This is a genomic window from Microbispora triticiradicis, assembly GCF_005864065.1.
GTDB lineage: Bacteria > Actinomycetota > Actinomycetes > Streptosporangiales > Streptosporangiaceae > Microbispora > Microbispora triticiradicis.
This window is the reverse complement of record NZ_VANP01000013.1, coordinates 58196-69257: the sequence shown is the minus strand read 5'-3', so window position 1 is coordinate 69257 and position 11062 is coordinate 58196. Positions and strand designations below refer to the sequence as shown.

The 11062-nt window shown below is 75.5% G+C and carries 8 protein-coding genes; 4 read left to right on the top strand and 4 right to left on the bottom strand.

Annotation, left to right across the window (positions count from 1 at the left end):
* Positions 1–87 precede the first annotated feature (87 nt).
* Positions 88–981, bottom strand: a complete 894-nt coding sequence (locus FED44_RS27660) for a carbohydrate kinase family protein (RefSeq protein WP_117410100.1) — start codon at positions 979–981, stop codon at positions 88–90.
* 279 nt (positions 982–1260) lie between these two features.
* Between FED44_RS27660 and FED44_RS27655 the strand changes: the two genes are divergently transcribed.
* From FED44_RS27655 to FED44_RS27645, 3 genes are all read left to right on the top strand, one after another.
* Positions 1261–3939 carry a bifunctional acetate--CoA ligase family protein/GNAT family N-acetyltransferase gene (locus FED44_RS27655; RefSeq protein WP_138462558.1) on the top strand — a complete coding sequence of 893 codons (2679 nt, stop codon included), beginning with the start codon at positions 1261–1263 and terminating at the stop codon, positions 3937–3939.
* 191 nt (positions 3940–4130) lie between these two features.
* On the top strand, positions 4131–4709 hold the full coding sequence (locus FED44_RS27650; protein WP_117410227.1) for a DUF5998 family protein: 579 nt from the start codon (positions 4131–4133) through the stop codon (positions 4707–4709).
* Between the two features lie 113 nt (positions 4710–4822).
* The gene (locus FED44_RS27645; protein ID WP_316246874.1) at positions 4823–6079 is read left to right on the top strand and encodes an alkaline phosphatase family protein; all 1257 of its coding nucleotides are present in this window, start codon (positions 4823–4825) and stop codon (positions 6077–6079) included.
* Between the two features lie 31 nt (positions 6080–6110).
* Here FED44_RS27645 and FED44_RS27640 read toward each other — a convergent pair whose 3' ends face one another.
* Positions 6111–6791 (bottom strand): bactofilin family protein, encoded by a 681-nt coding sequence (locus FED44_RS27640; RefSeq protein ID WP_138462557.1) that lies wholly within the window; start codon positions 6789–6791, stop codon positions 6111–6113.
* A 97-nt stretch (positions 6792–6888) separates the two neighbouring features.
* Here FED44_RS27640 and FED44_RS27635 point away from each other — a divergent pair, with 97 nt between their 5' ends.
* Positions 6889–7752 (top strand): sulfurtransferase, encoded by an 864-nt coding sequence (locus tag FED44_RS27635; protein ID WP_138462556.1) that lies wholly within the window; start codon positions 6889–6891, stop codon positions 7750–7752.
* Between the two features lie 2 nt (positions 7753–7754).
* On the opposite strand, the gene FED44_RS27630 is transcribed toward FED44_RS27635, so the two are convergent.
* Positions 7755–10436, bottom strand: a complete 2682-nt coding sequence (locus tag FED44_RS27630; protein ID WP_244302330.1) for a CHAT domain-containing protein — start codon at positions 10434–10436, stop codon at positions 7755–7757.
* Positions 10436–11053 carry a hypothetical protein gene (locus FED44_RS27625; RefSeq protein WP_138462554.1) on the bottom strand — a complete coding sequence of 206 codons (618 nt, stop codon included), beginning with the start codon at positions 11051–11053 and terminating at the stop codon, positions 10436–10438. Before FED44_RS27625 ends, FED44_RS27630 begins: the two co-directional genes overlap by 1 nt.
* Between the last annotated feature and the right edge of the window lie 9 nt (positions 11054–11062).

Below are 11062 nucleotides of genomic sequence, written 5' to 3'. Positions count from 1 at the left end.
GGGGCAGCACAGGGCGAACCCGCGGCAAGCGCGTGGGTAGGCATGTGGGTAGGCACAGGGCGCGCGGGAGGGCGCGGCCCGTTCGGGCTAGAGGCGGGGGCGGGCGCCGAGGTTGGAGATGCACCGGGCCGCGAGGGCGTTGCCCGCGGCCAGGGCCTCCGCGGGCGGCTTGCCGTCCAGCCAGACCGGCAGGAATCCGGCGGCGAACGCGTCCCCGGCGCCGGTTCCGTCCACCACCCGGTCGACGACCTCGGCGGGCGCCCTGACCGGTTCGGGGCGGCTGTTGGAGTACCAGAGCGAGCCCTCGGCGTTGATCTTGATCACGACCTGGGGGAACCAGGCGGTCAGCACCTTCGCCGCCGAGGCGGGGTCGTCCCTGCCGGTGAGCACCTTGGCCTGGTCGGCGTTGGCGAACAGCAGCTTCGCGCCGTCGGTCCACTCCAGGAACGGCTCGGCGCCGGTGCGCTCCAGCGGGGCGGAGGAGGCGCAGTCGATCGAGATCGACATGCCCGCCCGGCGGGCCATGTCGAGAGCGGCGAGGCCGGCGTCGCGCGATCCCTCGTTGATCAGCGTGTAACCGGACACGTGCAGGTGGCCGCCGGCGGAGAAGAGGTCGCGCGGCAGGTCCTCGGGAGACAGCGCGGCGTTGGCACCGGGGTCGGAGAGCATGGTCCGCTCGCCCTTGTGCGTGACGAGGACGACGCAGGTGCCGGTCGGCCGTTCGGGATCCATGACGAGGCGGGCGTCCACGCCGTACCCCATGAGCTCCATGTCCCGGTTGCGGCCGGTGATGTCGGCGCCGCGGCGGCCGATGAAGGCCACCTCGGAGCCCTCCACGGCCAGCCAGGAGGCGATGTTGGCGCCGGATCCGCCGCCGTGCATGGTCACGACGGCCGGGGTGTCGCTCGCCCTCGCGAGAGGGAACTTCGCGCGCGCGACCGCGTCCGTCATGAGATCGCCCACCACGACGACCCGCGTCATGCTGTCACCACCTTGCCAACTGGCTAATGGAGGCGAGCCAGGCCCAAGGAGGGGCGGCGTCCGCTCCGTGCTGTAGAGGCTGACGCCCAGAAACCTAACAGCTTCCAGGGGCGCCGTGGGTGGAGAGCGGACAGACGGGAACAGTCGATGCACAAGCGTTGTCCAACTCGTCCCTCCTCGGTTCGTAGATCCCTTATAAGCGCTCTCGCGAGACTATCTCCATAAGTAAGTAGAAATCCCCCAATTACCACCAAGCCGGGCACGGATAATCTCGGTTGCGTGCACCCTCAGTACCCCGCCCACTGGGAGGCGGACGTCGTGCTGTCCGACGGCGGCACCGCCCATGTCCGCCCGATCAGGCCGGACGACGCCGGCATGCTGCGCTCCTTCTACTCACGCCTGTCCGCGGAGTCCATCTACTTCCGGTACTTCGGCCCGCGCCCCCGGCTGACCGACAAGGACGTCGCGTTCTTCACGAATGTCGACTACGACAACCGGGTCGCCCTGATCGCCACGATCGGCACGGAGATGGTGGCGGTCGTGCGGTATGACCGCGTGCAGCCGCGCGACCACGCCGAGGTGGCCTTCCTGGTGGAGGACGCCCACCAGGGCAGGGGCGTGGCCTCGGTGCTGATGGAGCACCTGCGGGCCGCCGCCCGCGAGCGCGGGATCAAGACGTTCATCGCCGACGTGCTGCCCGGCAACCACCGGATGATGGGCCTGTTCCGCCAGGCGGGATACACGGCGCAGAGCCAGTTCGAGGACGGCGTCGTACGGATGACGCTCGACCTGTCGAGCACCGAGACGGCCCTGGAGGTGCGGCTCGCCCGCGAGCACCGCGCCGAGGCGCGCTCGATCGCCCGCCTGCTCACGCCGGAGTCGGTCGCGGTGATCGGCGCGAGCCGCGAACCCGGCGGCATCGGCCAGGCGGTGCTGCGCAACCTGCTCGCCGCCGACTTCACCGGGCCCGTCTACCCCGTCCACCGGCAGGTGCGGGCCGTGGCCGGCGTACCGGCGCACCGCAGCGTGTCGGCGATCGACGGCGAGGTGGACCTCGCCGTGCTGGCGGTGCCCGCCGAGGGCGTGCTCGAACTGGTCGAGGAGTGCGCGCGGAAGGGCGTGAAGGGGCTGGTCGTCGTCTCCTCCGGGTTCGGCGAGACCGGCCCGGAGGGCCTGGCCCGCCAGGAGGAGCTCGTCCGCATCGCCCGCGCGTACGGCATGCGGGTGGTGGGGCCCAACTGCCTGGGCATCGCCAACACCGACCCCGCCGTACGGCTCAACGCGACGCTCGCGGCGACCCTGCCGGGCCGGGGGAGGGTCGGCTTCTTCAGCCAGTCGGGCGCGCTCGGCACCGCGCTGCTGCAGCGGGTGGCGCAGCGCGGCATGGGCATCTCGACGTTCGTCTCGGCCGGCAACCGGGCCGACGTGTCCGGCAACGACCTCCTGCAGTACTGGGAGGAGGACCCGGCGACCGACGTGATCCTCCTCTACCTGGAGTCCATCGGGAACCCGCGCAAGTTCACCCGGCTGGCCCGGCGGATCTCCCGGTCCAAGCCGATCGTGGTGGTCAGGTCCCGAGGAGTGCCGGGAGGTCACGCCGCGCCGGTGCTCGCCATGCCCGACACCGCGCTGAGCTCGCTGTTCGCGCAGGCCGGGGTCATCCGGGTGGACGACCTCGTCCAGCTCTTCGACGTCGCCCAGCTGCTGGCGCACCAGCCGCTGCCCGCCGGGCCGCGGGTGGGCGTCGTCGGCAACTCCGACGCGCTCACACTGCTGGCCGAGGAGGCGTGCGCGGGCGCGGGCCTGGAGCCCCGCCCGCCGGTGAACCTCGGCGCCCGGGCCGGCGCCGCGGAGTTCGCCGAGGCGCTGAGGAGCGTGCTGCCCGAGGTGGACGCCGCCGTCGCGATCTACATGCCGCCGATCCCGGGCGACTGCCGGGAGGTCGCCGGAGCGTTGCTCGACGCCGCCCGGGAGTCCGGCAAACCGGTGCTCGCCACCTTCCAGGGCCGGTTGGGCATGCCGGACGAGCTGCGCGTCCCGGGCGCTCCCGGCGGCGAGTCCCCCGGGCGGGGGTCGATCCCGTCGTACCAGGCCCCGGAGGAGGCGGTCCGCGCGCTGGCGCACGTGGTGCGGTACGCCCGCTGGCGCCGGGAGCCCCTGGGCCTGGTGCCGCAGGTGGACGGGATCGACCCGGCCGCGGCGCGGAGGATCGTCGTCGCCGCGCTGGCCGGGGACGGCACCGGGCACACGGCCGGAGACGCCGCAGTGGATTGGGCCGGGGACGCCGGGGCCGAGCGGGAGATCGACGCGACCGCGCTGCTGGCCTGTTACGGCGTCGAGGTGTGGCCGGCGCACGTGGCGGCCGACGCGGAGGAGGCCGTCGCCCTCGCCGAGCGCGTCGGCCCGCCCGTGGTGGTCAGGTCGGCCGACCCGGAGCACGTCCGCCGCGCGGGCACGGTCCGCGTCGGCCTCACCGACGCCGCCGGGGTCCGGCAGGCGTACGCCGGTCTGGCCGCGCTGCTCGGGCCCGGCACACCGCTCGCGGTGCAGCGCATGGCGCCGCAGCCCTCGGTGCCGACCGTCGTCGGGGTGACGCAGGACCGGTACTTCGGCGCGGTCGTCACGTTCGGCCTCGGCGAGGTCACCGCCCGGCTGCTCGGCGACCAGGCGCACCGCCTCGCCCCCCTCTCCGCCGAGGACGCGGCGGCGCTGGTGCGGTCGGTGCGCGCCGCGCCGCTGCTGTTCGGCGAGTACGGCTACCAGCCGGTGGCGGTGGAGGCGCTGGAGGATCTGCTGGTGCGGGTGGGGCTGCTCGCCGACGCTCTGCCGGAGGTCGTGCGGATGGACCTCGACCCGGTTCTGGCGGGCGCGAACGGCGCGGTGGTGCTGGGCGCCCGCGCCGTCCTGCGGCCCGTCACCACGCTGCGCCCCGACGCCGGCCCCCGCCGCCTGCGCTGACCCGGCGGGCGTTCAGGGGTACGGCGGGCCGCCGACGTGCGCGCCGGGCGCTCCCGTACGCGGCGGGTGCGGGGGCGCGGAGCCCGGAGGGCGTGAGGCGCGGGGCCCGGAGGGCGCGCGGCGCGGCGCGGGCGGAAAACCCGTCCCGCCGGGGTGTGAAACAGGTGTCCCTTACAGGGCAGGATGGACCCATGAGGGAAACCCGAGTCTCCGCCGCGGGCTTGCGCGAGGCCATAGATCGCAGCGGCTACTACCCGGATCTGGTGGCCGACGCCGTCGACTCCGCACTCGGCAGCGAGCAGGTGACGGCGTACGTCGTGCATCACGAGGCGACGTTCGACCCGGCGATGGAGGTGCGCAGGCACGTCACGGTGCTGGTCCTGTCGCCCACCCGGCTGCTGGTCTGCCACACCGACGAGCACCCGCCCGCCGAGGGCATGCCCGCCTCGCACGCCTCCACCACCACGGAGGCGGTGCGGCTCAGCCGCATCCAGTCGGTCGCCGTGACCAGAGTCGTGCCCGACCCCGCGTCGTACGCGCCGGGCACCTCCCCCACGGAGGTCACGCTGACGATCGGATGGGGGGCGATCTCCCACGTCGACCTCGAACCGGCGACCTGCGGCGACGAGAACTGCGAGGCCGACCACGGCTACACCGGCGCGATCACCGCCGACGACCTGTCGCTGCGGGTCAGCGAGGCCGCCGACGGGCCGGAGGCCGTCACCCATGTGCTGGCCTTCGCGAAGGCGCTGTCCGAGGCCACCGTCTGAGGCCACCGTCTGGTGAGAGCACCGTCTGGAGAGCACCGACTGAGGAGCGTCCCGTCAGGGAGGCGGCGGGCGTTCCCTGACACCGTCCCCTCTTCGTCCCGCCGGGAGGCAACGTGATCGACCCCCAGCTCCCAGCGGCGTCTCGCGGGACGTCCGCGGCGGCGTCCGGCGGGGCGTCCCCGGCGGCCCGGACGGCCCCCGCGTCTCCGGCCGCCCCTGCCGCTCCCGAGGCTCTCGGGGCCGCGGCCGGGGGGCCGCCGGCCGTGCCGTACGTGCCCGCGTACGGCACGGCCTCGCTCGCCGACCTGCCGGGGTCGATGCTCGCCGCTCTCGGCCTGTCCGCGGACAACACGCTGGCGCTGGAGCCGGCCGCGCGGGTGTGCCTGTTCCTCGTGGACGGGCTCGGGGCCGAGATGCTGGCCGCCCACCCCGGCACGGCGCCGTTCCTCTCGGCCCACCTGCGCGGCACGCTCACGGCGGGCTTCCCGTCCTCCACCCCGACGAGCCTGGCCACGCTCGGCACCGGCGCGCCCCCCGGGGAGCACGGCATGGTGGGGGTCCAGATGGCGGTGCCGGGGGAGGGCAGGCTGTTCAACTGCCTGCGCTGGACCGCGCCCGGCCTGCCCGTCGACCCCGACGTCTGGCAGCCCGCCGAGACGGTCTACCAGCGCATGGCCGCGGCGGGGGTGGAGCCCGTCTACGTCGCGCCCGCCTCCTTCGACGGCACCGGGCTCACCCGCGCGGTCTACCGGGGCATGCGTCACCGGGCGGCGGAGACCGCCGACGAGCGCGTGGACGCGGTGCGGCACGCGCTGCGGGAGACCTCCTATGTCACCGTGTACTACGGCGACGTCGACCGGGCGGGCCACTTCGGCGGCTGGGGCAGCGGCACGTGGCTCGAACAGCTCGCCGTCGTCGACCGCATGGCCGAGCGCATCGCGGAGTCCCTGCCGCCGGGCGCCGTCCTGTACGTCACGGCCGACCACGGCATGATCAACGCCACTGACAAGGTCGACGTGGACCACCGCCCCGACCTGCGGGAGGGCGTGCTCATGCTCGGCGGCGAGGCCCGTGCCCGCCACGTCTACACGAGGCCGGGCGCGGCGGCGGGGGTCCTGGAGACCTGGCGCGAGGCGCTGCGCGGGCGGGCCTGGGTGGTGACCCGCGAGGAGGCCGCCGACACCGGCTGGTTCGGCCACCGCGTCCGCCGCGAGTGGCTCGGCCGCATCGGCGACGTGCTGGCCGTGCCGTACGGCGAGTGCGTGATCGTGGCGTCGGCCGCCGAGCCGGTGGAGTCGTCACTGACGGGCTACCACGGATCACTGACCCCGGCCGAGCAGAACGTCCCGCTCCTGGAGATCCGCCGCTGACCGGTCAGCGATCGGTGAACCGCGCCGGGGGTCAGCGGGTCGTGGTGAGGGGGAGGCCGGCCAGCAGGCGGTCACGCAGGGCGTCGCCGCGGACGCCGATCTCGGGGAGGTCGTCGGGGCCGGGGGCGCCGGTGACCAGCAGTTCGGGCACGAGGAGGCGGCTGAGCGGGGCCTCGGGCGCCGGGTCGGCCAGACCGCCGATGGGGGCGGTGGAAAGGTCGAGGTAGGCAGGGGCGAGGGTCCTGCCGTGGAGGGTGCCGGCGACCAGGTCGGGGCAGAACTCGTTCCAGAAGATCGAGACGGTGGCGCGCAGGTCCCCGTGGATCATCACCAGCTTCTCGGTCATGTCGCCGACGAAGGTCTCGGCCGTCACGTGGCCGTGCACGACCAGTTTCGCGTCACCGGCCAGGTAGACGTTCCTCGCCCGCAGGTTCCCGAGGACGATCAGCGCGGCGGCCCCGTCGTCCACGTCGGTGATGTTCCCGTCGACGACCAGGTCGCCGTCCACGACGTACCCGGTGGCCGCTTCGGGCGTGTGCTCCCGCCACGGCGTCCGCTCGTGCTCGTCGAGGGGGAGTTCGCCGGTCACCGCGGCGGGACCCGGCACCAGGATGTACTCCTCCTCGTACAGGTTCTCGTACGTTCCCTTCGGCAGCCCGCGCCGCTCGAACAGGTCCACCGCGTCGTCCCAGGCGAGGTAACTCGATCGCATTCGCGCGACCATAGCAGTGAACGGTGTCCGGCCCGGCCGGGCGGCGGCGACGGCTTGGCACAATGGCTGTGGCACCGTACCGGCCAGGAGGGGTCTCATGAGCGAGCGAGTCGGGGAGCATCGTGATGGGAAGCACCGTGATGGAGAGCACAGCCCGCTGATCACTCCCGAGGAACTCGCCGCGCTCGCCGGCGTCACGATCCTCGACGTCCGCTGGCGGCTCGGCGGGCCGCCCGGCATCGAGTCGTACCGCGAGGGCCACGTGCCCGGCGCGGTCTTCTGCGACCTGAACGCCGATCTCGCCGCCCCGCCCGGCCCGGCCGGGCGGCATCCGCTGCCCGCTCCGGAGGACTTCGGCGCGGCCATGCGCCGCCTCGGGGTGTCGGGCGCGCGCCCGGTGGTCGTGTACGACGACGCCGACTCGACGTCGGCCGCGCGGGCGTGGTGGACCCTGCGGTACTTCGGCCACGGCGACGTCCGCGTGCTGGACGGCGGCCTGCGGGCCTGGACCCGGGCCGGGCTCCCGGTGTCCAAGGAGGAGGGGCCGGTGCCGCCGGGAGACTTCGCCGCCCGGCCCGGCGGGATGCCGGTGCTCGACGCCGGGCAGGCGGCCGCGCTCGCCGCCGACGGCGTGCTGCTGGACGCGCGGGCGGCCGAGCGGTACCGGGGAGAGGTGGAGCCCGTCGACCCGGTCGCCGGTCACATCCCCGGCGCGGTCAGCGCCCCCACCTCCGAGAACGTCGAGCCCGGCGGGCGCTTCCACAGCGGGTCGTTCCTCCGGGAGCGGTTCAACACGCTGGGGGCCGTCGAGGGTGTGCCGGTCGGGGCGTACTGCGGGTCGGGGGTGACGGCCGCGCACGAGGTGCTGGCGCTGGAGATCGCCGGGCTGCCCGCCGCCCTGTACGCCGGCTCGTGGTCCAACTGGGTGGCCGACCCCGGCAGGCCCGTCGCGACCGGCTGACCTCATCCCGGTGCGAGGCGGCCGTCACCGAAGCAGACGAAGCCCGGTACGGCCGACTTCGCGGACGCCGCGGCCAGCGCCTCGGCGGGGGAGCGGCCCTCGGCCAGCAGCCGGTGGAAGAGCGTCATGACCGCCGGGGCCTCGTCGTCGCGGACCGGCACGACGCCCGCGACCACGCACGCCGCGCCCCGATCGAGGAAGGTCCCGGCGAGTCCCAGGGCCGCGCCGTCCACCGGCGCGTGCGCCATCCCCGCGTCGCAGGCCGACAGGACGACAAGCCGGGGCATCCGGCGCGCGGTCAGCAGGTCGTACGCCATGAGCGGCCCGTCGTCCAGCGTGATGTGCGACAGCATGGGCCCGCGCGGGCTGAAGAGCCCGTGGGCGGCGACATGGAGCACGTCGGCCCGCTCCAGCGCGCGCAGCACCTCGGCCCTGGTGGCGCCGACCCGCCGCGCGCTTGGGTGCGCGGCGACGACCATCGCGGCCTCGGCGGCGGCGTGGTCGAGCCCAGGGCCCGCCACCGACAGCACCAGCGGATCGCCGCCGGGCGGACCGGGAGCCGGGGTGAACCATCGGGCGGCGTCCGCCGCGACCGACACCGGCCGTCCGCGCAATGAGGGGAGCATCGGCCAGGGCAGCGTGCCCAGCGCCCCGGTGGGCACGATCGTCACCGGCCCGGCCGCACCCCATCCCGGAGAGCTGCGTCCCGGAGAGCCGGGGGAGGCGAGCGTGCCGGGACCGCTCAGGAGCCGCCGGTCGAGAGCGGACAGTTCGAGGGCCACCGCCTCGTCGTCGGCGCCCGCCGGGTGACCGGCGTCTCGGAGGACACGGCGGCGCAGGCCGTACCGGACGCGCGTGGTCGCCTCCACCGCGGCCTGATAGGAACCCAGGGCGCGCAGCGCGCATCCGCCGGCGTCTGCGGTGACGGCGAACAACTCGTCGCCACGCCGCACCAGCTCCACGAGCAGCCCGGCCCCCGCGCGTCCCGGCGACGGGAACGGCGGCGGGAACGGCGGCGCGCCGCGCACGACCGCCCGCCAACGCTCGGACCACTCCAGGACGGTCCAGGCGTCGCCCGTCCGGCGGGCCCGGTCGATGGCGATCCGCAGGCCGAACGCGGCGAGGTCCTCGGCGGGCCGGGCGGCGTGGGCCCGCAGCTCCGCGTCCCGCACAGGCGCGCGGATGTCCTCCGCGGCCGCACCGCCCGCCGGCCGGCCGGTCCCCGCCTGCGGAGCCGCGTCGCCGCCGCTCCCGGCGTCCGCGCCGCTCCCGGGACGGGCGGCTTCGATGCCTCGGGCGGCGGCGGCCAGGGCCCGGGCGAGGTCCCCGTCCAGGTGGTGCCGCAGGGCCACGGCGTGCCATCGGACGAGCGGGCGGGTCGCGGTGGCGGCGGTGATCCGCAACTGCTCGCGGGCGCGGCCGAGCGCGCCCAGCCGTACGGCCGAGGCGGCGGCGGTGAGCCGCAACGCCGAGGACGCCGCACGCCACCCGCACGCCGCCAGCGCGTCCGCGCAGGACACCAGCTCGGCGATCAGGCCGTCGCCTGGCGCCTCCTTGGAGCCCGGCTCTTCCTGGGTGCCGAGCCCGTCCTGTGGCCGGCCGGTCGTTTCGGCCAGGCGGGCCCGCAGGACGACCTCCGTGGCCAGGGGCAGCCAGGCGGTTCTGCCCTGCGCGGCGAGCTCCGCGTGCGCTGTGCGCGCGGTCGCGCCGGCGAGCCGGGCGTCCCCGGAGAGGAGGGCGGTCTGGGCGAGCAGCAGCCGCGCTCCGGGGATCGCCGCGTGCGCCTGGGCGGCCACCAGTTCGGGCACGGCCTGTTCGAGCAGCGTGCGCGCCTCGCCGGGCAGCCGGGCGGCCACCAGCGCCTCGGCGAAGTCGGTCCGCATCGCGGCGAGCCGCTCGGGGAAGCCGAACAACGTCTCCTCCGCCGCGCGGTACCGCGTGAAGGCGGCGGCGATGTCGCCCCGGCGGGCCGCCACGAACGGCAGGTTGCCCTCCGCCAGCATCACGAGATGGTCGAGGCCCGCGTGCCTGGCGATGCGGGCGCATCGGGCCAGGTCGGCCTCGGCCGTACCGTACCGCTCCAGATAGACGTGGGCGAGGCCGCGGTTCAGCAGCGCGCCCGCCTGGAAGAACGGATCTTCGTCCAGCCGGCTGATCGCCCGGTCGCAGTGCCGTGCGGCCTCCGCGTGCCGCCCGAGCAGCATCAGCGCGACCGACCGCTGCACGTCCAGCCTGGCCAGGTCGGTTCCCGTGAGATCCCGCTCGGCGAGATCGGCCAGGCGCAGCCCGCCTTCGGGATCGCCGAGCTGGGCCCGGACCGTGACGAGCGACATCCGCGCCTGCGCCACCCGCAGCGGATGCCCCCGCGCCGCGCCGGCCGCCTCCCGCAGCCGCTCCTCGGCCAGTTCAAGGTCGCCCAGTTCGCGGGCCGCCAGCGCCGACGCGCGCAGCGCCACCGAGGCCGCCTCGCCGTACGGCCCGGCAGGCTCGGCCCGCGGGGCCAGCTCCAGTACGGCCCTCGCCTCCGACAGGGCCAGCCGGGGATCGGTGCCCGAGAGCCGTACGGCCGCCTCGGCCCGGCCGACCAGCCGGTCCTGGCCCTGGTCCTGGTCCCGCTTCTGGGAGGGGCTCGTGCTGTGGCACGGTCCCGCGGGTTCCGGCCGGTGGGCGTGCTGCCGTGACATCACGGGCGTACGCGGAGCCAGCGGGTGAAGACGGGTGCCTGGCCGGGCCGATGGCAGACCACGCTGACCCATCCGGGCGGCAGGCCGGTGACCGCGAAGTGGCCCGTCTCGGAGAGGACGCGGACCTTGCCGACCTGGGGCGTGCGCACCTCGATCCTGGCGTCCGGCCCGGGGGCGGGGGACACCTGCCCGGCCACCTCCATCCGCCCGCCCACGATGGTCGTCTCCAGGTCGATGACCAGGCCCGCCGCGGTGAACCTGCGGACGTGCGTCCCGTCCCGGCCGTCCGCGGTGACCGGCCGCCACGACGCGCCGCCCGCTCCGGCCGCGCCCGGCTCACCGGCCGCGGCATCCGTGCCGGACGCGGTGCCGGGTGCGGTGCCAGGTGCGGTGCCAGGTGCGGTGCCGGGCGTCGTGCCGGGCGTCGTGCCGGGCGTGGTGCCGGACGCCGGGGAGGAGCGCGCTCCGCCCGGCGCGGCCAGGTCCACCGGCCCGGCGGGCACCCCTCCGGGCACGCGCAGGCGGAACACCGCCCGGGCCGCGGCCGAGACCCCCTCGGGCACGGGGTCGGCGCCCGCGCCCATCCGCAGGGCCGCGATCAGGTACTCCTCCCTCATCGGCGCTCC